This window comes from Ketobacter sp. GenoA1 (genome assembly GCF_003671475.1).
In the GTDB taxonomy this organism is placed as follows: domain Bacteria; phylum Pseudomonadota; class Gammaproteobacteria; order Pseudomonadales; family Ketobacteraceae; genus Ketobacter.
In genome coordinates this window covers 208,654-234,096 of sequence record NZ_RCHM01000045.1, presented here as the reverse complement: position 1 = coordinate 234,096, position 25,443 = coordinate 208,654, and the positions used below count along the sequence as shown (strand labels likewise).

The following is a 25,443-nucleotide window of genomic DNA, read 5'->3' as shown; positions in this document are numbered from 1 at the left end:
TCTCAAAAATGTTGGTCAATCTCTTCGATCTGGCGCATCAGAGCGTCCGCGTGCTCCTGGGTATCGGTGTCAAAATGATAGGTGTTGTGAAAGTTGAGATATAACGTTGTACGCTCATCTTTCAGCACCAGGCTGTAACCGTCAATAGACGATATGGCCTCAACGCCTTCCAGCTTGAACCCATCTTCGGTTTGCTCTCCGTTGTCCCTGATTTTCTGGAATGCACTTAACACCACTTGAACATCAAATTTGTGTTCCATTGTACCCTCCGTGCGCAGGTGCCAAATCACAGGCGCGTGGATTCATGCTAACAAAAGATGGGGTAAAGATCGATGTGGTGTGATGGCTGCGAGTCGGGGCGGTTTTCGAATACCAATCAGCGGATTAACCTGTTGATTGAACGGAGTGGGTGTCCGGTGTTGATGTGTTGTGCAATTGACATTTTTAATGAAGAGGCCTCATCCAATGAGGCCTCTTCATTCACACTACGATTTTTCAACAGTGCTAAGATTTTCCTACAACATTAACCATTACCGCATAAACAACATCTCATGATACTTCGGCAGTGGCCACAGTTGGTCATCCACCAGGGTCTCCAGCAGATCCGCTTGTTCGCGCACCGCCAGCATCAGGCCGCAGAGTGTGTCGGCGCAATACTTCATGTGATCTTCGGTGGATGCGAAGTCGTGGGCCTCCAGGGCCGCCGACAGTTTGTCCACTTCGGCCATCATGGCGTTGGCGGTGGTGGCGATGCGGGTGGCCACGCCGCTGTCCAGGGTGATGGACAACGCTTTGGCGGCGCTTAGGGTTTCTGTGAGTGTGGACAGATAATTCACCGCTGCGGGGTAGATCATGGTGGTGGCCATATCCACCACCAGTTTGGCTTCCACTTCGATGGAGAGAATGTATTGCTCGGCGTAGACTTCGTAGCGGCTGGTGACCTCCTTGGGGGAGAGCACTCCGGTGCGTTCAAACAAGCCTTGAATGTCTTCGCTCAACAATACCGGCAGGGCATCGGCGGTGGTGGGAATGTTCTTCAGGCCGCGTTCTTCCACCGCAGCGCGGTGCCATTCACTGGAATAGCCGTCACCACCGAATACCACGTTGCCGTGTTCGATCATCAGATCCTGCAGTACGCTGAATACGGCCTCGGTTGGGGTGGCGCTGCTTTGCAGAGCCGGTGCCAGTTTGTCGGCAATCCAATCCAGGGAATCCGCCAGCATGGTGTTCATGGCCACCAACGGGCCTGAAACCGAGGCGGATGAGCCCACGGCGCGGAACTCAAAGCGGTTACCGGTGAAAGCAAAGGGAGAGGTGCGGTTGCGGTCGCCGGGATCGCGTTCGAACTTCAGTATCTCGGCCAGGCCGATGTCCATCATGCCGCCACTGAGCAACTCGCCGATGTTGCCCTCTTTAATGTCCATAAAGAGTTTTTCCAGCTGGTCCCCCAGGTAGACCGACAGAATGGCCGGTGGGGCCTCGTTGGCTCCCAGGCGGTGATCGTTGGAGGCCGAGGCGATGACGGCCCGCAGCAATGGCCCGTAGAGATGCACGCCACGGATTACTGCACCACAAAACAGCAGAAAGTTCAGATTGTCGTTGGGGGTCTTGCCCGGGTCCAGCAGGTTGCCCTGGGTGGCGTTACCCACCGACCAGTTCACGTGCTTACCGGAGCCGTTGACCCCGGCGAAAGGTTTTTCATGCAGCAGGCAGACAAAGCCGTGCTGTTTGGCGGTGATTTTCAGCAGGGTCATCAACATCTGCTGGTGATCCGAGGCCACGTTGGCGCTTTCAAAGTAGGGGGCGATCTCAAACTGCCCCGGTGCCACCTCGTTGTGATGGGTTTTGGCGGGAATGCCCAGGCGGTAGAGCTTGTCTTCCAGGGCTTGCATAAACACCTGCACCCGTTCCGGGATGGCGGCAAAGTAGTGGTCATCAAACTGTTGGCCTTTGGCGGGGGCGGCGCCGAACAGGGAGCGTCCGGCCAGCATCAAATCGGGGCGGGCAGCGGCCAGGCCGGCGTCAATCAGGAAGTATTCCTGTTCGGCGCCGCAGCTTGAGTTCACGGTGGCGATGTCGGTTTCGCCCATCAGTGACAGCACTTTCTGGGCCGCCTTGTTCATGGCGGCATTGGAGCGCATCAGCGGGATCTTTTTGTCCAGGGCTTCCCCGGTCCAGGATAAAAATACGCTGGGAATCATTAACGTAGCGCCGTTATCCGTATGCATGACGTAGGCGGGGCTGGTGGGGTCCCAGGCGGTGTAGCCACGGGCGGCGTTGGTCATGCGCAGGCTGCCGTTGGGGAACGACGAACCGTCGGGTTCGCCCTTGATCAGCAGGCTGCCGGTGAATTCTGTAATGGCGGCGCCATCGGCATTGGTGACGATGAAACCATCGTGTTTCTCCGCCGTGACATTGGTCATGGGGTAGAAAATATGAGAGAAGAATTTCACGCCTTTGGCGATGGCCCAGTCCTTCATGGCGGCGGCCACCACATCGGCCGTACCCGGATCCAGCGGGGCACCGGTTTGTACGGTTTTCTTCATGGCCTTGAAGGCGCTTTTCGACAGGCACTCCTCCATGGTGGCCAGATTGAACACGTCGTCGGCCCAGATTTTTTTCAACGGCAGTGGCATGTCGACGTCCACTGGTGGTCGGGTGGTGATGCCGGCAATGGCGGTAAGACGGGCTTGGTTTCCACTCATTGTGAGTCCCCTAACAAGCAAAGTTAAATGAGATACGGCCTGTAGCGAACAGGCCGTAAGGTGTGATGGCTCAACTTTGGCTGTGCAATAGCTGCGCCAAGTGGAAAACAGGCGCAGATCCGCAGGGGCAGGATTAATTGCAGGATGGCGGGGCGCCGGCACTCCCAAGGGGTGTGTACAGGGAATCAAAGCAACGCTTGGCAGGGGCCGGTGCCGGGCTGGGGTGCAACACGGCAGACAGGTCACAGGTCTGTTCCGGCGTCAGGCACCAGCCCTCCGGCTCAAAATGGGGGGCGTCGTTTTGCTTATGGCGAAACCGGGATACGGCATGATAAACCAGGCGCCGGGCTTTGCTGAGGCTGCCCAGGGGGCGCCAGTCGCCCACACCGTGCCACGGGTTCATGGACAGGTTTTCGCAAAAGCTTTGTTGCTGTTCGCCACTGAAACTTTGTGGCGGGATGTGCAGGCGGGCAACGGGAACAAAGGGGGATTCCGCCTCCGACCAGATGGCGGTGGCGTCGTCCAGCGGCATGGCATGGCCCGCCAGCCGTTGCTGCAGCATGAAATCGAAGCAGGCGGCACCGGATTCCAATTGCCCGGCCATGGCCTCGGTCAGGAAGTCGTGATCCTGTGGGTCGGCATGGGTGTGAAACTGCATACCGGCGCAGGGGCGCGCGGAAAATTTCACGGCGCTATTGCCCAGTTGATAGGGCAGCATGGAATAGTACTGTGGTTGCAACGGGGTGGTGATTTTGGAGGATACGGTCTGTGCCGCGATGTACAGGCGCCGTGGATGCAGGCGCGGAGGCCACAGGCTGACAAACCAGGCCAGGCGCTTCTGTTGCGCCAGGTATTTCATATCGGCTACGTAATCGAAAATATTGCGGTTAAAAAAAGCCGGGGTGTTGGTCATGATGAAATCCTGGGTTTTGGCGCCCTCCAGCTCCGGTGCGATCTTGTCCCCATCCACGTTCATCACTTTGATGGCCATGCCGCGGGCATCCGGTTTGCTGTCGGCCTGCACCAGCATGTCGCCGTTGGAAAAGCGGATCCAGGCCTGGTATTCCCGCCCCGGTTCGCTGAACACGCTGTGCTGAAAATGGAGGGGAATGTTGCCGTTGATGGAGAAGGTGGCGCGCACGCAACCGGTGGCTTTGGCGTGGGCGTCACGCCGGTAGGGCAGCCCGTTGTGTTTTTCCGCCCAGGTTGAAATCTGGCGGCCGTATTCCATGGCCTGGGCAATGGCGGTTTGTTCTTCCGGGCTCAGCTCCATTCCCAGTGAATCCATGGCGGGCGCAGTGGGGGGGGCGGCGTGGCCGATGCCGCAGCAGCCCAGCAACAGGGCGCTGATTGCGTTTATGATCCTGGTTTTTTTCATGGCTTGGGCTCCTGTTCCACTATGCCGTGGCGCAGATGATTGTTGCGGCATCGGGTGGCGCTCCATTGGTGTGGCGGCGGCGCGCTGTAGCGGGCCCAGTTCTGCGGATCGCCATTGAGTGCCTCATCAAAATCGGGATTGCCCATCACCTTAAGGTATTCCAGCAGTTCATAGCGTTGCATTTCACTTAACAGGGGGCCGATGCGGCCGGGTATGTCCACGTCGGTAAACAGGTGCCCATGATTGCGGTTGCCCTGGATGCGGGTGTCATGAAAAAAACTGCCTTCTGTTTTGTGCGTCAGGTAGCCCAGCTTCTGCGGATCGTATTCACGATTACCCACGTAGAATGTTGTGGGGCGTTGCTGCAGTGGAGACAGCAGGTGGTAGATACTGGGAACAGAGCCGTTGTGGAGGAAGGGTGGCGTCGCCCACACGCCGTGCAGCGGGCGGGCTTTGTAGGCCCGCTGATTGGCGATGCGAAAGGGCACGTTGAGGCCGTCGTAGTTTGCGATTTCAGCGCCGGTGATATCCCAACGTGCGTAGAGTTTTGGTACCAGCAGGTTTAACAGCACCTGTAAGCCATCCCCGGCATTCACCGGTTTTGAGCCGGGCACCAGTTTGCTGGCGTCGTAGCGGTTGTCCATGTAATTGTCCGCCAGTTTGGGATCGGTGCCGATTTCTTGGGTGCTGATCCACGGCATGGACCAGATAGTGCTGCGCCAATCCCGGCGTACCGGCCGGCCATCCTGCTGGCTGATGTCGCCGGCCATATCCCACTGCCAGTTACTGTTGATCTGGCCGGGAATCTGCGGGTTGGCCTGGTCTGCAACCGGCCAGGCATAAGGCTCGGAAATATGGGGGCCATGGCAGTGCTGGCAGTGATCGGCAAACAGTTGCTTGCCGGCCCGGGCGCGCTCGAAGTCAATGTTGCCCAGAATATCCTGCGGCCACTTGGGTGGTTTCAGCATGCGCAGTAAACCTTCGGCGCAATGCAGGCCATCCACATCCACCACGGTTTCACCCAGTTCGCTGGCGGGCAGGGGGTTGCCCTGTTTATCCACCAGTTTGATGGGTGCCAGCACACCCAGGGTTTCACCCACATTGCGGGCCATGGCCTGGTTGGTGAAACCGGTGTACTGCACCCAGTCAAAGCGCCAGATATCCCACAAAAACGGCAGGCTGGCAGGGGCGTCGGCGGGGCGATAGTTGGCCGGCACATCCATGTCGTAACCGAACACCACATTGGCGATGCGGCCGACAGCATCAATGCGGCCGCGGCCTTCCTCCACCGGGTAGTATTTGGGATTGCCGGCGCCCTGCATGAAGTGCTTCATATGGTCGGCGAAGGCCCACATCTCAGTTTTCAGTTGCTCCCGTTGCGCCTCGTCATGGCCGGCAACACGGGTGGCAAAGCGGTTCCACTTCACGGGATTGAGCAGGGTTTCGAACACAGAGGCCCCCAGGGTGGTAATGAATTCTCCCCGTTTGGCATTGGAGAGGCTTTGTACCGCCTGGCCCCCATCCACCCGCAGGGCAGTACCCTGGTAGTGCAGCTCGCCGGTATGGCAGGTGGCGCAACCGATATCCAGGCGTTCCTTGCCGGTGCCGGGGTCCACATGGCGCCCCAGTCCCACGGGCAGGTTACCCGGGTTCAAGGGATCGGCCTGTTGTCCCGGGGTGACGATGAATCCCCAGCCCCGCATATTGTCATCGGTGGCCAGCCGTTCGTGGGATAAAGGGAGTTCCAGATTGATGAACCACTGATACTCAATGCCCAGCAGTTCAGTGCCCTGTGGTGTGTAATAAAAATTCTGGCGTTGTTGTTGGGTCCAGCCATCATTCAGGTAGCGCACCTGGTAAACCGTCTCCCGGGTCAGGTTGGGGGTTAGAAACAGGCGGGCCTGATGCCAACCAATGGCCAGCACCACCACCACTACAACAGTGACCCTGAGCCAGCGTGGGCCAAGGCTCAGCCAGAGCGTCCAGAGGGCTTTCAGAATCCCCAGCAACCAATGGAGTGCGCCGCGGCAGAGGTGTTTTAGCGTGTGCATAATGTCAGAGTACTCCGTGGGTGAATGGGTAGGTTTTTATTGGGATCAATGTGGGATGTAGCGCTCACGCTGGGCATAGGGAACCGCTGTTGCCCCCTCCAGCTTGCTGTTGATATTGCGCAGATAATGCGTCATGAAATGCTCGGTGATGCTTTCATTGCCCAGGTTGTCCCAGAAGGAATCCACACCTTCGGTGCGAACCTGGTGCTGGGTTTGATAACTGTAGTACTTGCCCTGTAATAAGATCAGTTCCGGGCCCAGGTGTTCGTAGGCGCCATGGAGGGAGTCCAACAGATCGGTGGGGGGCACCAGGGGCACCAGATCATTTTCATCCGCCACCCTCAATAACGGCAGGTGGCGGTATTTTTGCGCGCCGGCATGATTGGTGACCTTGGGTTGGCCAAAATTGATGGAGGGTCCCAGGGGGTAACCTTCCTCGTACAGATACATCATCAGCAGGGTGGCTATGGCCGCACCCAGGGAGTGACCGGTGACGATAGTTGTGTATTTTTTGTTCAGCTTGGGTTGGATATCGCGAAAAATCTGGTCCGTATCCCGATCGAATCCGTTGTGTACGAAGATGCCCAGCTTGGGATTGCGGGATTCGATATAGGCCACGTCATCGCGAATGTTGCGCAGGTTGTCGGTACCGCGCACTGCGATGATCTGACGCTGGTGCTGGTGGTCCAGCTCCATAAAATATTGCACCTTACCCTGCGCGCTGGTGGCCACCAGTTGGGTGGCGGGAAAGGTGGCCCTGATGAGCGCTTCAGTCTGGTAGGCGGCTGCAGCCCGTTGGGCATACCAATCCACTTCATGAAACCGGATCTGTACCTTGTCGCTATTGTCCTGATTCTGGCAGGCTGTCAGTAACAGCACTACCGCGAAAATGAATGGCTTCATTATCCTGGCAGTCTGATTCATAGTGTCCGCTATGTCACTTGCTTCGCAATGTCACCGTGTCTAAATGGTGTTTTTGATTTATAGTTATTCAGGCTCGATTTATTTGATCGGCCTGCGTTGTTTCCCGGTTTGGGCTTCTTCATGATTCTAAAATTGATAGTAGCAGTGCTTTTGATATTTCCCCAGTTTGCTCTGGCGGTGAATGTCATTGATGTTGGGGGCCAGGAAACGGGCACCAAAACCACCGGGCAGCAAGAGATTCTGCACGATGTGGATGGGGATCTGGATATTGCTGCTGCCGCCAGCATTTCTGAGCGCGGTGCCTTTCAGCCGCTGCAGAGCGCAGGTTCCACCGGTTTAAAGCCCGGTGCCTTCTGGAGTCACTTTGCCCTGCGCAACGTAACGGATGAGGCAATTACCCTTGATCTGGAATACGTGGACCATCAGTTGATTGCCCTGGAGGCGTATACCCGCAACCTGGATTCCGGTGACGATTATCGTAATATTGCCCGCATGTCTCTGGCCGACCCCTTCAGTGAACGGCCGGTGGTGCACAATCGCTTTGTGGTGCGGGTGACGATTCCTGCCCGGCAGGTTAAGGAATTTTTGATTAAGTTCAGCTCGCACCAGGCGGGGTTTGTTTTTCCCAGCATGCGGATCTGGAACCCTGATCGCCTGCGGGAGGTGCATACCACTGAAGTGGGCATCATTATGTTTCTGTTTGGTGGTATCTTCCTGATGGCGATTATCTCGCTGGTGGGGGCACTGGCGACGCAGGATCGGACCTTTTTGATCTATGCGGTTTACGCGCTTTCCAAGATTGTCAGCTGGTGTACCATTCTGGGCTATACCCACCAATTCTTCATCAAAGAAGGCTTTCACTGGAACTATCTCTCGGTCAGTGGTGCTTTCGGGGTATTGGCGGGAACGGTGTTTGCCCGGGCCTTTCTGCAAACCCAAAAATACACACCGCGCATCGATTATGTGCTGATTTTTATGATGCTCAATGCGGTGTTCCTGCTGTTTTGCGCCTTGTTTAATCTCACCGGTCTGGCCGTGTTGTCCATCACCGTTGCCCTGTTGTTGTACCCCATGATGTCGGTTGCCGGTGTGGTGCGTTGGCGCCAGGGCTCGACGGATGCGGCGGTGTTTGCCCTGGCCTGGAGCCTGTTGGTGGTGGGATTGGTGGTGCAGGCGTTGCGTGATCTGGGGCTGGTGGAACACAGTATTATGAATTATTACTGGCCGGCGTTTGCCTCTTTTGTCGAGATGCTGGGTATTATGGCCGCCATGGGGATCAAGGTGCGCCGTTTGCGTTTACAGAAAGATCAGGCGGAACATCGCTATACCGAGCAGCTGGAGATGTCCAAGGCTGAACTTGAAGCGCAGGTGGTGGCCCGTACCCGCGAATTGGAGCAGGCCAAACTGGCCGCCGAACATGAAGCCCGTACCGATCCGTTAACCGGGGTTTATAATCGCCGCAGCTTTTTTATCGAGGCCGGAAAACGGATGAATCTGGCACTGCGTAAACACCAGCCCTTGAGCATCATGATGTTTGATATTGATCACTTCAAGTCGGTCAACGATACCTTTGGCCACAGTATTGGTGATGAAGCCTTGCGGGTGTTCAGTGATTCCGTGGTGCAGAACCTGCGCGACAGTGACGTGTGGGGGCGACTGGGTGGCGAAGAATTTGCGCTGGTGTTGAGCGAGGATCGCGAAGGCACATTGCAGACGGCGCAACGCTTGCGCCAGGCCATCGGGCAGATCGTGATTAATACCCCATCGGGCGAGCTGCGCATGACGGCCAGCATCGGGGTGGCCTATCTGCAGTCCGATCACAACATTGAGTTGTTACTCAATAAAGCCGACGATGCCTTGTACAAAGCCAAAAATCAGGGCCGTGACCAGATCGTTGAGTACAGCGAAGCACTCTGATTTTAGTCCATCATCTTCGCTTTCCAACGAAACGGGATTAACAGCTGTTTCCAATAGTTGTTCATGGGATAGCGTTCTTCGTGATGAATGCCCAGTTCTTGCGGGCTGCCATCGGGGCGGTAGTAGTGGGTGCCAAACATCACATCCCATACAATTAACACCGCGCCGTAGTTGTGGTTGGCTTCATCAAGGCGCTTCGAATGATGCCAGCGGTGCAGTTCATTGGTGTTGAACACGTAGTTCAGCCAGCCGTACCTCAGTTTGATATTGCAGTGTTGAATGGAGCCACCGATGGCCAGCAACACGCTGTTCAGAATCAATGCCTCCTGGCTGGCACCGATCAGGTAGCAGGGTACGACACCCAGGGCAAAGGTGCACAGATGGTAGAGCGGGTGAATGCGAAAACCATTGAGCAGGTGCATGCGCTTGACGCTGTGATGTACGGAATGCAATGGCCACCAGCGCAGGTTCTCGTGGCCCATGCGATGGAACCAGTACTTGGCGAATTCAATGATCAGCAGCACCAACAGGGTTTCGGCCCACAGTGGCATGGAATCCGGAATCAAACGGTAATTCTGCGGCAGATCCAATGCCAGGAAAGCATACAGCGCAATCAGTGGGCCTGCTTTTTTTAATGCACCTTCCACGAAAATCCCTACCAGAATCAGAGAGCTGAAATCCGGACCCAGATCACCCCGTGACTGGTTCCATTGCGGGTTCAGAGGATGGACCCGTTCAAACAGCATGGTAATCAACAATACGGATACGGAAATAACGAACGAGGCGGTTTCCACATGCTGGCCTGTGTGCAGGAACCAGGACATGGTGCCCAATGCGGTCAATGCCAGAGTCGGAAAGTACAGCCATTCAAATGCCAGCGTACCCAGTGCGGGGCCGGCAATGACAATGGGTGCGGAGTTGGCGTTATCCATGAACGGGATCCTCGGAATGGTGGTTGTGGTCAGTACGATCGAATATAAGCAGCAGCGCCGGTATGAACAGCAGATCCACCAGCAATGCAATGCCGATGGTGAGGGTGGTCAGAATGGATGTATTGGCGGTAATGTTCATGGCGGAAAAGCCAAGCATGGCAAATCCGGCAATGAGAATCAGCGAAGTAATGAGGATGGCGGGCCCCACCCGGGCAAAGGCGAAACGTACGGCATCTTCGCTATTCATATTCAGTTGCTGACGCCCGGTGCGGTACTTGCCCAGAAAATGAATGGTGTCATCCACCACGATGCCAAAAGCAATCCCCAGGGTAACCGTCAGGCCCACATCGATATTGCCATTGAGCATGCCCCACACACCAAAGGCCAACGCCACAGGCAGTACGTTACAGGCAATGCTCACCAGCCCCAGTTTGACGGAGCGGAACAAACGGCTGAGCACCAATCCCATGACAAACAACGAACCAATCAGGCCGATCAACATACCCTTCATGCTGCGCTCACCAATGTGGGCAAACATCAGTGGTGCGCTGGCGGATATTATCTGCGGTTGCCGCTTGGCGTGCTGTTGCAGCCAGCTTAACGCCTTTTGATTCAGTTCTATGTGATATTCACCGGCGGTGTTGTTCATGGTAACCCGCACCCGGGAGGCCTGACGGCCCGGTGCGATCATGGTGCTCAGATCCCCGCCGAAGGGCAGTGACATTTCGTAGAGCAGCAATAGCTGGGCAATGGCCTCGGGATCGTTGGGAACCTGATAAAAATCGGCATCATCGCTGTGCCATGATTGATTGAGGCGTTTGATAATGTCCGCCATGGAATCCACGTGCACCACGTGGGGTTGCTGTGCCAGCCACTGACTGAATTGATCCAGTAGATTCAGGTAATCCGGATGGGTAACAGGCTGACCGGCAGCCACTGGAATGGAAAAGTTCAGTGCCCCCAGGCCGGTGATGCGATCGTTGACGAATTCCATATGCTGGCGCATGGTTTGCTGGGTGCCGAAGTATTTAACGGGATCATCATTGATGCGGTTTAACGGCAGGCAGGCCAAGCCGGCGATAACCACAACCAGGCCGCCGGCGAACAGCGCGCGGGGGTGCCGGATAACCCAGTCCGCCACGGCATCCATGCCCGCCGCCGCGCCGGCCTGCTTTGGCGTTTGCTGCCGAATGCGGTGGGGGGCGATCATCACCAGTGCCGGTAGCAGCAGCGTCGCATACAGCCAGGCTGCAATCACTCCGGCACAAACGATATAGCCCAGTGCCTGATAGGGAGGTGAGTCATTGAAATGCAAGGTGAGAAAACCGGCTGCGGTGAACACGGAGGTGAGCAACACGGGCACTTGATTTTGGTACAAGCTGGTGCCCAGCGCGGTGACTTTATCCTGCCCCTGTTGCCGGAACAAACGATAGCGGGTGAGAATGTGGACACTGTCCGCGATGGCCAGGGTCAGTATCATGATGGGGGCCACGGTGACAGCCGCGTTGATTTTCATACCGGTCCATCCCAACAGACCCATGCCGGTGCCGATGGCGCACACGGCTGTAAGCACGGTAAAGACAACAAAGGCGACGCTGCGGAAGATCAGGCCCAGCAGTACCAGCATAACAACAAAGAACGCCGGCCACACAAACGCCATGTCGCCTGCGGTGGATTCCGGAAAAGCTTGATCCACTACAATCTGGCCGGTCAGATAGGTATTGAACTGAGGGTGGTCCTGCTCGAACCGGGCGAGCAGATCGCGCACAAAGAACACCACCTTTGGCGTTTCCAGCGCGCGGTCTACACCGGGCAGCTTGATCAGAATGCGCATGCCGGCCACATCACCCTGTGCCGAAATCAGTGCGTTTACGGTGGCTGGCTCCCGCAGGGCAAATTGCTCGCGCTGTTGCAGTTGGGCCAGGCTGAGATTGGCGTCGCTGCTGAACAAATCCTCCACCAGAAAATCATCCTCGTTGGCGAGGGTGTAGGGGAAATTGGTGAGGGAATCCACCCGCAGCGAATAGGGTGTTTGCCAGGCGGCTGCGGTCAGCTGCGCCAACGCCTGCAGATTGTGTTCACTGAACAGATGGCTGCCATCGTTGGTGGCGATGGCAATGAAAACAAACTCTTCGGATCCGTAAGTGGATTGCAGGTCTTCATAGGCTGCCAGTTGGGGGTTGTCGGCGCTGAAGAAAAAGCGGAAATCCAGGGTGTTGTGGTAGCGGCTGGTGCCCACACCACAGGCCACGGTAAACAGCAGGCACAGTATTAACGTGAGCCGGGGCCGGTGCAGTGGAAAGGATACCCGTGGCATCGACTCGGTCATGTTTGTCCCCTGGTTATCCGCCATGGTGCATTACCAGCCTGGTATCATTTGGTGCTGGTTACCGGCAATGGCATGCAGCAAATTAAACAGATAAAAACTCACAATAAATGGCACGGAAAACTGGCGCGGGTTAAAGCGGCTGTTTCGATGGCGCAGAAACAACCTCAGGCTGAATGCCACAAACAGCAGGCCCAGCAAGGGCAGCCAGCCGGTGAGGGCGGCGGCGCCGCTGTGTTGCCAGGGCCGGTTTATCAGTAACATGCCGCCGATCGCCAGCACCCCGCACAGGCTGCCCAGGGTAAGCGCCGCTGCGGTGCCGATTTCCGCCGAGTACAGTTTTTCCCCGGCTGCCGTCAGGTTCTGCCACATGCTTTTACGGATGATTTCGAAATGGAGAAAAGCCAGAATATAGCAGCCGATGATCAACAGCTGGTTGGGGCTGAAGTGCACCTGATGGGTGAACTGAACCTGCAACAGGGTATAAAAGCTCAGCGCAATGCTGACCGGATAGGTGAGCAGCAGATTGAAGAACAGGCTGCGATCCATCAACGGAATCGCTTTCTCCAGCCACATCAGCAGTAAACCATAGCCGATGTTCAACATGACAAACAAAGCCAGTGGCCAGGCAAGTACCAAGTTCACAGCCATCATGAGCAGGGTGCCTACAATGACGTAAGAGCGAATGTCCATCATGCTCACTGCGCCGGATACCAGGGGGCGATCCGGATTGTATTGTTGGTCGTAGGCCAGATCCTTAACCTCATCAATGGCGCGCAGCACAAACAGCACGCCGAAAAAGGTGAATACCGATATCAGTGTGGGCAACCCCCAACGCCAGGTGTGCGTTTCACTGTGCAAGACAAACAATCCCTGGATGGATAGAAACCACAGGCTTGCAAACAACAAATGCTGTTTGGGTTCATAGATGATCCGGGAAAACTGATTCAGTCGTTGCCAGTAATGGTCGTGGCTCCGGGTGCTCTGGGCAATCCCCGCTGAGTCGTTCATGCCGCGGCTCCTTTGCTGTGCTCAAGAATGGTGACCACACCGGAGCAGCCATCAATCTCAATCAGGGCGCCGTCGGGAATGGCGCGGGTGGCATTGGGCAAGGCTACGATGGTGGGAATTCCGAACTTGCGGCCGGTAATGGCGGTGTGGGATAACATGCTGCCCCTCTCCACTACCATGCCCTTTGAGGCCAGCATCAGGAACAGCCAGCCGGGATCGGTTTCCCGTGCGATCAGTATCATGTCCTCGCCGCTGGTATCCACCGTGTTGGGATCCTGCACCACCCGGGCTATGCCCCTGACTTTCCCGGCGCTGGAGCCTAATCCCACCAGCGCGTTGTCCCCCGGCTGCGGCATGTCACCGGGCCCCAGGTCGTTATCCCGTACCGCACCCAAAGTGGTGATCTGTTCAGCGGGTTCACTCTGGCTGAACTGCTCGAACTCGCCACGGCGCAAGTCCGCCAGAGCCTGCAGATTTTCGGTAACACCCATACCATTGATGTAGCCGAAGATCTCATCTTGCGTTAAATGGTAGATATCGCTGGTATCACGCAACACATTGCGGGACACCAGATAAGCGGCCAGGGCTTTGAAAATCTCCTTGCTGAAGCCAAACAACTCGCTGCGGCAATAGCGGGAATTTTCCCGATGGCGGATCAGGCGTCGCAGGCGCGGCAGGATGATTTTGCTGAGCAGTTTAAATTTCCAGGGTTGATCCTGCAGCAGGCTCGCCAGCGTGGTGTCGGCGCGACGACGCACATCCAATTCATGCTGGCGGTAGCTTTCCACCGTCACCTCCTGGGCGGCGTACTGGCGGATCATTTTCATCAGCACCCAGGGGGTGTCCCGTAAACTGGGCTGTTCCATCTTCAGCTCTTGCAGGCCGCGATCACCAAACCGGTGCAGATGGGTGCGTACCGCCCGGGTGAATGCGCTGGGTAGTTCGTCATGATCCAGTGCCTGCCATAAGGTGTGTTCGTCGTCTTTGGCAAAACGTGCTGCAAGTGTTTGATCCGCCCTTACCTGCTCCGCCAGATTAACTGCAGACAGAATGATTTCCACACTCAGCAGCTGTTCATCACCGCACAGTAAATCCGACAGCAGTCCGGGGTTGTCCTGTTCCAAATCCCATTTCCGGAACAGCGCTTCGCTCCAGCCGTACAAGGGGATCAGATAGGCGTCAGTGGTCAGGGTGACACCCCAGTGGCGACCCACTTCGGTCCACACCTGATAGAAGCGGTTTACCAGTGTCAGCGGGTCTTCGCCGCGAAAGGACTGGCCGCGCAGGGGGGCGATGGTGGTTTCCCACCAGCGGTGGTAGTGGTACATGGCGCGGTCATGGCCCAGGTAATCCACCAGGGTCAAGGCCAAGGCTTTGCCAAAGCGGGCCCAGCCACGCAATTTTCTGACAGCCGCTTTCAAGGAGCGGGGTTCCTGGGTGTGAAAGGAAGATCGCAATCCAATCATGTTTTCCCAATGAGCAGCGAACAGCGGGAACAGTGGACTTTGTTTGTGAAGCAGATAAAAATGCGACAGACAATAATAAATACGGCCGTTGAGGTAACCAATCATATTGTCCAGTGGCTGGTAGTTACTCCAGATCTGTTCATTGCTCACGCTCAGGCGCTGGTACAGGTCACGGAAGATGACGCGGTAAAAATATTTGGCGTGGGTGAAGGTAAGTGTGCTGCTGATGCCGGGATAGCTCTCAGTAACATTGGTGTTGCTCCACACCAGTTGGCGATCAAAGTCCAGGGCAATGGGGCGGGTTTGCAGCAGATAGAATGTTCCATCAGCGGTGAACGTGCCTTCAATATCCTGGGGTAGCCCATACAGCGCTTCCACTTTGCTGCCGGCCTCCACCAACTGCCTGATTTCGGCATCCGTCAGGCAGGGCTCATTTTGCAGTGCCGGTGCCACCACCGTTTCGGTAAGGCCGTAGCCGTCGGACTCGTTGAACACCAGTTGGCTGGTCTTGTCTGCAATGGTGTGGGTGATGGCTGCGGTTTTACCGCTGATAAAATAGTGGTCCACGGCCACTTTTTCCTGCACAACCCCTTCACCAATGCCATGCCCGGCAATGATGATTTTGTCTGCAGCAGCGGTTTTGGGGTCGGCGGTAAACAGCACAAAAGAACGCTCGCCAAAGACCATCTCCTGAATGCCCACGGCAACGCTGAAACCCATCAGGTCCATCTGCTGCTGCTGGCGGTAAATCAGGGATTCCTGCGAGAAACCGGAGGCCCAACACTGCTTGACCCGTTGCAGAATCTGATCGCGGCGCACGTACAGAAAGGATTCACTCATACCGGCAAAGGGGTTGGCCAGGGAATCTTCGCTCTCTTCCAGTTTGTGGCCCACCGTCGAGGCACGCACCGACACCAGTGTGTCCATGGCGAACAGGCCATCAAAGCTGCCTAAAATGGTGTTTTGCTGCTCGCGGGTCAGCTCCAGGCCACTGATCAACGCCTGCGCCTGATCCGAACCTTGCAGAATGCTCTGGTGGCGGTTGAAGTCGATGGCGTGAAGTACCTCCCGTAGCGCGCCCTGAATGGGGCGGGTCACCTCGGTATAAAAATCCCGCGTCAGACACACGAACCTGGGTACGGGTAAGCCCGCGGCGATCAGGTCAGCCTGTTTGGCGAATTTGCCTCCAACCTGTTGTTCGTTTGGTTGCTGGCGGTAGTCGATGGTCAGTTGCATGATGATTCCTTGAAATGTTGAGCAAGTTCGCGGAAATACTCGAGGCTGTCCCGGCACAGAATATCGTCGTGCAAACGCGAGCGGGTCTCACTGATATCACTGTAGTGATCAAGACCAATCAATTGCAGTTGGGTGGCAAGGGACTTCAGCTTCTGGAACGGCAGCAGATTGCAGGCCGTGGCCAGCGCCGCCGGGTAAGCAATACGGCGTTTGATGCCGGTGCCGGGCTGAAGCCCCTGCAACGTGCTGAACATGGAAGCAAAGGACAGCGGCTGCTGATAACCCATGTTCAGGGGAATTTGTTCACAGGGTAGCGCCTGTGTATCAATGCGTCGGCCAAGCTCCAGCATGAGCTTGGCATAATCGTCCACATCGATGATGGAATACTGCTGTCTGCCGTCGCCAATATAGGTTCCTTTTGCCGCCAGCCTGATTAATGCCGGCATTACAAACGCATCGTCCTTACCGAATATAAAACGTGGCCTCAGGCAATAACCGTTGATGGCGTGCTGTTTACAGTATTCCAATACCAGCGCTTCGGCGGCGGCACGGGAACGGGCCAGGGCAGTGCCCGGCGCCCGCCGAGCCGTGTTCGAAACCTGCTGTTGCCTGTGCTGCCCCAATACAGAAAGTGAACTGTGGTACAGAACACCCAGGGTGTGCGCATTACAGGAGGACAGCAGTTGCCGGGTGCCTTCCACATTGGTGTGATGATAGCCGCTGCCGTCATGGTCGATGTTTTTACCCGCCGCATGGATTAATACGTGGGGTACGTTCGGAAACAGCTCAGGGTGCACCTGCTCCAGACTGCCTTTGAACAAGCGAACGTTGTGAGCCGTTTGCAGATCATCAGTGGTGCGCGCCTGTGCCCACACCTGAACGTGCTGCGGACTGGCGATGACGGCCCGCATGATGGCGCGACCCACGTATCCATTGGCACCCACCAGAACAATGTTCATTACCAGATTCCAGGTACCAGACGCTTATGGCATTCCGCGTATTGCGGATAACCCGGCAGTTCGAAAAGTGCCGTCTCTTCAACTTTGATACGCTTCACGATGGCCGGAGCCAGTATCAGCAACAATGCCAGACAGGCATAGATGTTGAAGAACACCAGCACAAATCCCAGGTGGGCCATCAGCATTCCGGTATAGGCCGGATGGCGTACCCATTGATAGGGGCCGGTATCGACCACGCTGTGTGCTTCTACGAGCCGCACCCGGTGGGAATAGAATTTACCGAGGGTGTCGATAGCATTGAGGCGGAAAGCGATGCCGCCGGCAAAGAGAACAAACCCCAGCAGCATGATAAAACTGAAACCTTGCCATTGGGTGTCCAGAATAATGGCGCTGAATACCGTAAGGATGCGGCCGAAAACATAGAGTTCGCAGGTGCCACGGTCCTTTTGGGTTGCGCCTTTTTCCTGTTCTGTTATGGAAACGTTGGCTTCAGACATCAGCCAGATGATGTAGCCCAGGCCGGTAGCCAGCCCCACCAACCACATTATCCCATCCCAGTGTTGCAATTTAAGGGTGGCGAAATGGGTAAACAGCACGATGGCTGACAGCATGGTATAGAGGGGGACTTTGTTTCTGAAATCGCGGGTGCCGGTTTCGCTCATGATGTTTGCCTTTACGTTAACGTGCTCTCTGTTGGGTATAGGTTTCCAGGCGGGTCACCTGGGCGGTAATTTGACTGCTCACCACCGTACTGCCGTTTTGCTGCCACAGCACGGTGATGGTTTGAAACGAATCCTGTTCCATGATGCCGCTGTTGGGGGCCAATACCAGACGCACGTCGGCATTGAAATCAATGACGTTGCGGAACTCCAGTTTGATGTCGATCAGATTGACGTGGGTGCCCATGGCCACACCATATTGTTCGTGGGACAGATAAGTCAGAAACTGACGGGTTGCTTCCAGTACATAAATCGGATTGAGGCAACTGTAGGCCAGGGATGTGTGGCCAAGGTAATGACCTGCTTCCGGCAGTTGGGGCCGACATTCCCAGCGTGTTTCCGATTGCTCGGGCTGGTTGATCAACACATTGGATTCGATTTGCTTGTGCAGCAATGCCATACCGGAGGTCATGATCTGGCGGGTTGCAGGCAGCACCATGGCCGGTTTGCGATGATGATAGTCCAGCCGCAGAAAGAACGTTCCGATACGTTGGCCGTCTTGATTGATATAACATTCCAGCTGAATGCTGTGGGCGCCGCCGCCACTGCACTGCAATTCGTAGTGTAGTGACCGGTCTTTTTCCGCAAATCGGTCAAACAACAGCGAACATTGCCCCACGCTGCGCGTCAGCAACGGGTTCAGTGGGTCGTATTCCTGGGTTGAGCGGCACACCAGTTCCCAGGCACCTGCCAAAATAAGAATTCCGGGAATATGGTCCAGCTCGTGATCAAAAAAGTAGGGGTGATCCTCGTCCACTCTCAGTGTCGCGCAGGGGCGATCCTGCTCATTGCGTTCCGGTGTGCCTGTCAGCACCGATTGGCTCAGGTTGCTGCGCTCCAGTGTGGTTTGCAGAAAGCGGTTGCTGGTGGTGGCGTTGCTGCGTACCAGCTTACGCAAAAACGAAGCCAGGGTTTCCACATTTCCGGATTTGAACAGGCTCAGGTGATCACCGGGAATGGTTTGCGAGTGGATCTTGCGACTGGTGAGTTTGTTCCATTCCCCCGCCGCCGCGTTGGCGATCAGATTTTCATGGGTGGGCCCGGTTTGGAAATGGCGTAGCTCGTAGGTTAACGACATGGGTTTGGATTGCAGCGCTTGAGAATACAATTCGAATAACTCCGCTTTGTAGCGCACTGCCCGTTGTTTCGACATCATTGCCTGGTGTGCCGTGATTTGTTCAATGCTGTATTGCAGAGTTTGCGCACTTACCGAGGATCCCAACAGGCAGGGAGCATCCACCACGCTGACGAATTTGATCTCTTCTCCCTGGTGTACCAGTTGGTTGGCCACCAGCACCGCCAGGGTGGCCCCTAAAGACCAGCCGGCGAGCATATACGGGCCGTGTGGTTGTTCGGCGCGGATATCATTAACCAGCAGATCCACTACGCTGTTTAGGGTGCGGGGGTGATGATCTTCGTTCAGGTCCGGCAACATTACGTACAGAGGTATGTCATCGCCAAAGGCGTTGGCCATATCCAGGTAATTCAGGGCACCGTCGTTACCGGGGTGTACAAAGAACAGGGGCAGCACGCCGGCGTGACCTTCACGCATGACGGCACAACTACCGCGCACCAGGGTGCTGGGATTCTGGTCGTGGTTGCCGAGCCTGGCGGCCAGCAGGATAACGAAATCCTCAATTGAGCGGGCTTTATTGAGGTCTCCCGGGCGGATCTCCAGCTTCAATTCGCTCTTCAGGCGGGAGAGAGTGGAAATCACGGTAATGGAATCTGCGCCAAGCTCACCCAGGGAATGGTTCAGATCGATGTCCATGGCCTGCCCACCCAGATTGGACGCCAGGCTGTGGGCAATCAGGTTGCGGATAATGTCGATGCGTTCCTCCATACCCACCTCCCGTACCTTTTCCGCCACGGTCTTGGCTTTTTGAACGCGCGATCGCAGCAGCATGCCTTCGATTTTCATCCGGCAATGGCCGCCTGTGTCCAGAATCAAGACGTCCAGTTCGGTGTGCTCGGCCTCTTCATTCCAGGAACCGACATGGGTGAGTTGGATAAAACCTTGGGCCGGTAATTCATCGCACCAGGCTAAGCTGCGTACGCTGTAGGGTGTAAATTCCACACCGGGATGCAGCGCATCATTCTGGCGTAAGGATTCACAAAAGAAGCCCACCACTTGATACAGGGCCTGCATGGCTTCCGGCTTGATCCATAAAGGGGAGGTGCTGCCGGCGATCAGTTCGGAGAAATCCATCTCACAGATCATGCTGTTGCCCTGCAGTTGCGTGGCGCTTACGACGTTCTTGTCGTTGGTGCAGTACACTGTGTGGGCAGCTTTCCCAGCCTGGAAAAACTGCGACATGTCCACGTCAGGTGCGGCCGATGTGTCGATCTCCAGCGGTTTTATCCGCGGTTGGCGGCCGCCGAAGGACGGCGCAATGCTGACCGAACTCAACAGCGCCCATTGCTCTTCATCACGATGGTCATTTTCCTGCGTATAGAAGTGAACCCGCAGCTCGTTATTGGCCCGCTGCTCGACGATGGTATGAATGCTCTGCGTATCACCGCGATGGGTGCGCATACGCCGATGCAACTCCAAATCCTGCAGGGTTAGTCTGTTGCTACGAAAAGCTTCGTGCCCCACTTCCATTGCCATTTCAAGAAAGTGGCTGAGATGAAAATGAATAACATCAGTTTGTTTAAAGGTGCTGGCCCAGTTGCCGGCATCCAATCCGGGATGGGCAACAAAATGCATTTCACCGTTTTTCAGGTAGGGTGAATGCTGACGCTGCCCCAACAAAGGGTGGAACGTGTTCTGGGCTTTGCTGACCTGGTTTTGCGCAGACGTGGACACCGTGCCTTCAAGCCACGAGCCTTCAAGCCAATAGTACTTGCGTTGAAACGGATACAGCGGCAGGGGAAGCCGGGGTCGGTTTTGTACCTGTAAAAAACGCTGCCATTCTATATTCATGCCGCTGGTGTAGCACTGGGCGATGGCCTCCAGCAGGCACTGCATCTCCGCTTGCCCTTCACGCATCAACGGGATAATACGCACGCTGTCGCGATCAAGGCTGCGTTGGGCAATGGCGCTTAAGGTTGCCTTGGGTCCCAACTCAACCAGAATGCCGTGCTGATGCTTGGCAATTTGCTGTAATCCGCCCAGAAAATTTACTGTCGCAACCACGTGCCGGCACCAGTACTCCACACTGGCCAGTTCTGCATCCGCGTATTGGGCACTGACGTTGGATACCAGGGGGATAGATGGCGGCCTGAAGGTGACTGTACCCAAAACTTTTCGAAAATCAGCCAGCATGGGTTCCATCAATGGTGAGTGAAAACCGTGGGAAACCTTGAGCAGGCGGGTGTCAATATCCCGTTCTTCAAACTGTTGTTGCAAGTCACGCAGGCTTTGTTCACAACCAGACAGCACCACTTGCCCGGGACCGTTAAGGGCGCCGATGGATACCAGCGGATAGTCACTCAACAGGGGATCCACGTCTTCTTGGTGGGCGAACACCGCCATCATACCGCCGGGCTCCGCCAGCTGCTGCATCAGCCGGCCGCGCTCAACGGCGATGCGCAAGCCGTCCTCCAGACTAAATACACCGGCGATGGTAGCGGCAACGATCTCACCCAGGCTGTGGCCAATCACTGTGTCCGGGTACATACCGCTGTCCAGTGCCAGTTGTGCCAAGGCATACTCATAGCAGAACAGAACCGGCTGGGTATGATCGGTACGATGAATCAGTACCTGGGCCTGTGGATCATCCTGCTGCAGCAGAAAACGTTTTAAGTCGATGCTGGAGTACTGGCGCAACAGATCATGGCAGTGATCAACGGCCTGGCGGAAAGCCTGATTGTGCTGGTACAGCGCACTGCCCATGCCCGCCTGCTGCGAACCCTGGCCGGTGAACATCCAGGTGATGTGAGGCCGCTTGCGGGTCGGGCGGCGTTTGCTGGAGAAGATGTTTTTGCCCAGGTTTGCCCAATTCAGCTGACGCAGGCTTTGCTGTAACTCGGCCACGTTGTCTGCGACCAGCGCCAGGCGTTCATCGAAATGTGTGCGATTGCAGTTCTGGCTGATGCACAGCGTCTGCAGATCGCAATCTGTCTGCTGCAGAAAGTTCACGTATTGGCGAACCTGAGCCTGTAATCCACTGCGATCCTTTGCCGAGAGACAAAACAACCGTGCTGATCCTGTTGTTGGGTTCGGGTTCGGCTCGATGTTCGATGTGGGCGGCTCTTCCAGAATGAGATGGGCGTTGGTGCCGCCAAAGCCAAATGAGCTGACGCCGGCTCGCCGGGGCACGCCAGCCTCGGTTAACCAGGGCTGGATCTGATCATTGACCCGGATGGGGTGGCGCGCCCAATCAAAACGCTGGTTGGGCATATTAAAATGCAGGTTGCGTGGTAACAACTGCTTATGCAAACACAACGCGGTTTTGATCACACCGGCGATACCCGCAGCGGATTCCAAATGGCCGATATTGGTTTTCACCGCGCCCACCATCAGGGGGTGTTCGCGCTGTTCGCCATAAGCATTGGCCAGTGCCTGCAATTCGATAGGGTCACCCAGTTCGGTGCCGGTACCATGGCTTTCTACAAACTGGATGTCGCGGGGGTGCAAGCCGGCATTGTGCAGCGCGCGCCGGATGGTCTTGACCTGAGCCGGGCCGTTGGGTGCAGTGATACCATTGGAGCGCCCATCTTGAGTAACGGCAGACCCTTTGATGACGGCAATTACCTGGTCACCGTCTGCCATGGCGTCTGCCAACGGCTTCAGGATCACTACGCCACAGCCTTCGGAGCGAACATAACCATCGGCGCTGTCATCGAAAGTTTTACAACGGCCATCGGCGGCCATCATGCCACTTTTGGAGAATGTGATACTCAGGTCCGGTGTCAAAATAAGATTGACACCGGCGGCCAAGGCCAGTCTGCATTCCTGTTGTCGCAGGCTGTTACAGGCCTGGTGAATGGCCACCAGAGACGATGAGCAGGCGGTGTCCAGCGCCACGCTGGGTCCGCGCCAATCGTAAAAATAGGAGAGCCGGTTTGCGGCAATGGAGGTGGCGATGCCGGTGCCGGCGTAGGGCTCGCTGCAGGCGCCTATGCGGCTGCAGTGGCGATCGTAATCCACATTGGAAACACCAACAAAAACCCCCACCTCTTTACCCGCCGTTGATTCCGGGATCAGGCCGGCGTGTTCCAGGGCGTGCCAGCTGGTCTCCAACAATATGCGTTGCTGTGGGTCCAGCAAAGTGGCTTCCTTGTCTTTAATGCCGAAGAACGCGGCGTCAAAATCTTTCACCCGTTGCAGATATCCTCCCCATTTGGTGGCCATCTTGCCTGGTGCCAGAATGTCCGCATCGTAGTATTGCTGAGTACTCCAGCGGGAAGCGGGGGTTTCTGCGATGGTATCGATACCCTGTTCCAGTATTTGCCAGAACGCTTCTGCCGATTCGGCCTGGCCGGGAAAGCGGCAACCGATACCAATAATGGCGATGTCGCCCTGTGCCTTGGTCGGGGCCGGGTTTGTTTCGAGGGGGCCGTGTTCACACCCGCCCTGTCCACCAAGATACTCCGCCAGCTTGCTGATGCTGGGGTAATCGAAAAACAATTGGGGTGGCAGTGGCTGCTTGAGTTTCTGTTCCAGTATGCCGGCCAAACCCACCAGGGTTTTTGAATCGAGACCAAAGTCGGCAAAGGTCATTCGCGGACTGATCTGTTCGGCATTAATTCCCAGCTCTGTGGCGATGACATTGAGAATGGCCGCTTCGTAATGGGCCTGGGATAAAGATGTAACGTTGCGGTTGTCGTGCTCAGGCCGGGAAAAGAAATCGTTTGCCGTAAAGGCCTTGACCACCTTCAACTTGTGGTTCTGGTATTGCTGTGCCATGGCCGTGCGACGAATCTTGCCGCTGGAGGTTTTTTGCAAGCTGCCCTGCTCGATCAGAATCAGGCTTTTCAGTGCCAGTTGGTGCTGGCTGTTCACCGCACGCAGGGCGGATTGCGCCAGTTCCGCCAGTTCCTGTTCTGAATACTCTGCGCGATTGGAAAGTTCCTGTACTGCGATTACCGCTTCGTCGTCCAGGCTGAACACCGCGCCACAACCGACGCGCAATGAAGAGCTGGTGCTTTGTATGGTTTCCTCGATGTCCTGGGGGTACAAATTGCGCCCATCCACGATCATCATTTCCTTCAGGCGCCCGGTCACAAACAGGTCGCCATCGCGCAGAAAACCCAGATCCCCGGTGCGCATGAACGGACCCTCACCGGAGTCGGTCAGGTAGGCGGCAAACGTAGCCGCGGATACCTCCGGATTTTTCCAATAGCCTTGGGCAACGCTGTCGCCCTGAACCCATATCTCTCCTACTTCGTTATCAGCACAGCGGTGGCCAGTGTGCGGGTTGACAATGTGCAGGGTCTGGCCAAGAACCCTGCCACTGCTGACCAGTGTTTTAGCACTGCCCCGGTTATTGCCGGGTTGCGGTTGCCCCTGCTGCAGGCTGGCTGCGTCGACCCTGAACAGGTGAACCGGAGTACCAATGCTATGCTGGGTGACCAACAGTGACGACTCTGCCAGGCCGTATACCGGCAGAAAGCTGGTGTGCTGAAAGCCACAGGTGTGAAACTTATCACTGAAGCGCTGCAGCGTGGCTGCACGAATGGGTTCGGCACCGTTATACGCCAGCTGCCAACAACTCAGATCCAGCGTCGCCAGCAACGCATCGGGAATGCGCTTGACGCAGAGTTCATAGGAAAAGTTGGGGCCGCCGCTGTGGGTGGCGCGGTAATCGCTGATGGTCTTCAGCCATAGGTAGGGATTCTTGAGAAAGGTCAACGGCGACATCAGAATCGATGTCATGCCATTGAAGAGCGTGCCCAGAATGTTTCCGATTAACCCCATATCATGGTACTGCGGCAGCCAGCATACTACTTTGGCATCAGAGGTCAGTTGAAAGGATTCCTTGATCAGGCATTCATTGTGATACAGGTTGCCGTGGGTCAGCATCACCCCTTTGGGATTGCCGGTGGAACCGGATGTGTATTGTAAAAATGCCAATGTATTCGCGTCGGCGCTACAGGTTACCGGCGCTGTTTCCTCTGCCTGCAGGCTGTCGGTGCTGAGCAACTCGATGCCGGCCAGCTCAGGCGTCATGGCGATCGCGGCCTGTGATAGTTGGGCCAGCTGCTGGGTGGTAGCAACCAGGCGGGCTTCGCTGTTCAATACTATTTTTACGAAACGGGGCCAGTCCTTGGGTGAAGATGGGGGGTAAACCGGAACGGCAATCAACCCTGCCTGTACACAGCCGAGAAAAGCGACGATGAAGTCGAGCCCGGGTTGATAGGTGAGGACAACGCGATCGCCGGGCTTGGCCTGTTGTTGCAATTGGTGAGCTACCCGCTGCGTGTCGTTCAACAACGTCAGATAAGAAAGGGCGCCGGTTTCGTTGCCATCGTCGCCTATAAAATGGAAGGCGACTTTGTCCGGCGACAGATTGGCCCAGTGCTGCAACCAACAGCCGATATTCCTGAATTGAGCAGGATCATTCAGCATGGCGCGAGCGTCATATCAGGTAATGTGGAGATAAAGCCATTGAGGGGCCGGCCGTAGCGGCCATCAATGCTGAGGTTTTTGCTGCGTCGTCCCTGAGTCTGGACCATCTGCGCTGGGCTCCCGTTCGCTGAGTACATTCAGTTCACGATCAGGTGCAACTGACCCGCTCATGTTGATTTTTGCAACAGGGCGGTCGGCGCATGTGGTTATTGTTATGGTGTTGTTGTGTTTGTAGACAAAATTCGTCCACCGGATCGATGTTGGAAATTATATTCGATAGGCGCACTAATGAAAGTAAAGAAA

Annotated in this window: 13 protein-coding genes; 1 reads left to right on the top strand and 12 read right to left on the bottom strand. The window is 56.0% G+C overall.

Going from position 1 to position 25,443, the window contains the following annotated elements; all coding sequences use genetic code 11:
• Window positions 1-2: 2 nt before the first annotated feature.
• The 5 genes from D9N13_RS21510 to D9N13_RS21490 all read right to left on the bottom strand — a co-directional run bounded on the left by D9N13_RS21510 (window position 3) and on the right by D9N13_RS21490 (window position 7,037).
• Complete coding sequence (locus D9N13_RS21510; RefSeq protein ID WP_290594030.1) at window positions 3-260, bottom strand: DUF3081 family protein; 258 nt, start codon at window positions 258-260, stop codon at window positions 3-5.
• A 270-nt stretch (window positions 261-530) separates the two neighbouring features.
• Entirely contained in the window at window positions 531-2,705 is a 2,175-nt protein-coding gene (locus D9N13_RS21505) for a glutamine synthetase III (RefSeq protein ID WP_290594029.1), read from the bottom strand.
• A 133-nt stretch (window positions 2,706-2,838) separates the two neighbouring features.
• The gene (locus D9N13_RS21500) at window positions 2,839-4,083 is read right to left on the bottom strand and encodes a catalase family protein (RefSeq protein ID WP_290594028.1); all 1,245 of its coding nucleotides are present in this window, start codon (window positions 4,081-4,083) and stop codon (window positions 2,839-2,841) included.
• Window positions 4,080-6,134, bottom strand: coding sequence for a di-heme-cytochrome C peroxidase (locus tag D9N13_RS21495; RefSeq protein ID WP_290594027.1), 2,055 nt, complete (start codon window positions 6,132-6,134; stop codon window positions 4,080-4,082). The genes D9N13_RS21500 and D9N13_RS21495 overlap by 4 nt, the downstream gene beginning before the upstream one ends.
• Before the next feature lie 45 nt (window positions 6,135-6,179).
• The gene (locus D9N13_RS21490) at window positions 6,180-7,037 is read right to left on the bottom strand and encodes a lipase family protein (RefSeq protein WP_290594026.1); all 858 of its coding nucleotides are present in this window, start codon (window positions 7,035-7,037) and stop codon (window positions 6,180-6,182) included.
• A gap of 141 nt (window positions 7,038-7,178) precedes the next feature.
• On the opposite strand from D9N13_RS21490, the gene D9N13_RS21485 reads away from it, so the two are divergent.
• Window positions 7,179-8,975 carry a diguanylate cyclase gene (locus D9N13_RS21485; protein WP_290594025.1) on the top strand — a complete coding sequence of 599 codons (1,797 nt, stop codon included), beginning with the start codon at window positions 7,179-7,181 and terminating at the stop codon, window positions 8,973-8,975.
• Between the two features lie 2 nt (window positions 8,976-8,977).
• Here D9N13_RS21485 and D9N13_RS21480 read toward each other — a convergent pair whose 3' ends face one another.
• The 7 genes from D9N13_RS21480 to D9N13_RS21450 are packed head-to-tail and all read right to left on the bottom strand — an operon-like array spanning window position 8,978 to window position 25,140.
• On the bottom strand, window positions 8,978-9,907 hold the full coding sequence (locus tag D9N13_RS21480) for a sterol desaturase family protein (protein WP_290594024.1): 930 nt from the start codon (window positions 9,905-9,907) through the stop codon (window positions 8,978-8,980).
• Window positions 9,900-12,236, bottom strand: coding sequence for an efflux RND transporter permease subunit (locus D9N13_RS21475; protein ID WP_290594023.1), 2,337 nt, complete (start codon window positions 12,234-12,236; stop codon window positions 9,900-9,902). The genes D9N13_RS21480 and D9N13_RS21475 overlap by 8 nt, the downstream gene beginning before the upstream one ends.
• A 30-nt stretch (window positions 12,237-12,266) precedes the next feature.
• Window positions 12,267-13,244, bottom strand: coding sequence for a hypothetical protein (locus D9N13_RS21470; RefSeq protein ID WP_290594022.1), 978 nt, complete (start codon window positions 13,242-13,244; stop codon window positions 12,267-12,269).
• On the bottom strand, window positions 13,241-15,946 hold the full coding sequence (locus D9N13_RS21465; RefSeq protein ID WP_290594021.1) for a PEP/pyruvate-binding domain-containing protein: 2,706 nt from the start codon (window positions 15,944-15,946) through the stop codon (window positions 13,241-13,243). The genes D9N13_RS21470 and D9N13_RS21465 overlap by 4 nt, the downstream gene beginning before the upstream one ends.
• Entirely contained in the window at window positions 15,937-16,905 is a 969-nt protein-coding gene (locus D9N13_RS21460; protein ID WP_290594020.1) for an NAD-dependent epimerase/dehydratase family protein, read from the bottom strand. Before D9N13_RS21460 ends, D9N13_RS21465 begins: the two co-directional genes overlap by 10 nt.
• Window positions 16,905-17,567 carry a methyltransferase family protein gene (locus D9N13_RS21455; RefSeq protein ID WP_290594019.1) on the bottom strand — a complete coding sequence of 221 codons (663 nt, stop codon included), beginning with the start codon at window positions 17,565-17,567 and terminating at the stop codon, window positions 16,905-16,907. The genes D9N13_RS21460 and D9N13_RS21455 overlap by 1 nt, the downstream gene beginning before the upstream one ends.
• Before the next feature lie 16 nt (window positions 17,568-17,583).
• Window positions 17,584-25,140 (bottom strand): type I polyketide synthase, encoded by a 7,557-nt coding sequence (locus tag D9N13_RS21450; protein ID WP_290594018.1) that lies wholly within the window; start codon window positions 25,138-25,140, stop codon window positions 17,584-17,586.
• Window positions 25,141-25,443: the final 303 nt, after the last annotated feature.

Coding starts and splice junctions, on each gene's coding strand:
- D9N13_RS21480 (WP_290594024.1), bottom strand. CDS start 9,907: ATGGATAACGCCAACTCCGCACCCATTGTCATTGCCGGCCCCGCACTG.
- D9N13_RS21475 (WP_290594023.1), bottom strand. CDS start 12,236: ATGACCGAGTCGATGCCACGGGTATCCTTTCCACTGCACCGGCCCCGG.
- D9N13_RS21465 (WP_290594021.1), bottom strand. CDS start 15,946: ATGCAACTGACCATCGACTACCGCCAGCAACCAAACGAACAACAGGTT.
- D9N13_RS21450 (WP_290594018.1), bottom strand. CDS start 25,140: ATGCTGAATGATCCTGCTCAATTCAGGAATATCGGCTGTTGGTTGCAG.
- D9N13_RS21460 (WP_290594020.1), bottom strand. CDS start 16,905: ATGAACATTGTTCTGGTGGGTGCCAATGGATACGTGGGTCGCGCCATC.
- D9N13_RS21470 (WP_290594022.1), bottom strand. CDS start 13,244: ATGAACGACTCAGCGGGGATTGCCCAGAGCACCCGGAGCCACGACCAT.
- D9N13_RS21495 (WP_290594027.1), bottom strand. CDS start 6,134: ATGCACACGCTAAAACACCTCTGCCGCGGCGCACTCCATTGGTTGCTG.
- D9N13_RS21510 (WP_290594030.1), bottom strand. CDS start 260: ATGGAACACAAATTTGATGTTCAAGTGGTGTTAAGTGCATTCCAGAAA.
- D9N13_RS21490 (WP_290594026.1), bottom strand. CDS start 7,037: ATGAAGCCATTCATTTTCGCGGTAGTGCTGTTACTGACAGCCTGCCAG.
- D9N13_RS21455 (WP_290594019.1), bottom strand. CDS start 17,567: ATGAGCGAAACCGGCACCCGCGATTTCAGAAACAAAGTCCCCCTCTAT.
- D9N13_RS21505 (WP_290594029.1), bottom strand. CDS start 2,705: ATGAGTGGAAACCAAGCCCGTCTTACCGCCATTGCCGGCATCACCACC.
- D9N13_RS21500 (WP_290594028.1), bottom strand. CDS start 4,083: ATGAAAAAAACCAGGATCATAAACGCAATCAGCGCCCTGTTGCTGGGC.
- D9N13_RS21485 (WP_290594025.1), top strand. CDS start 7,179: ATGATTCTAAAATTGATAGTAGCAGTGCTTTTGATATTTCCCCAGTTT.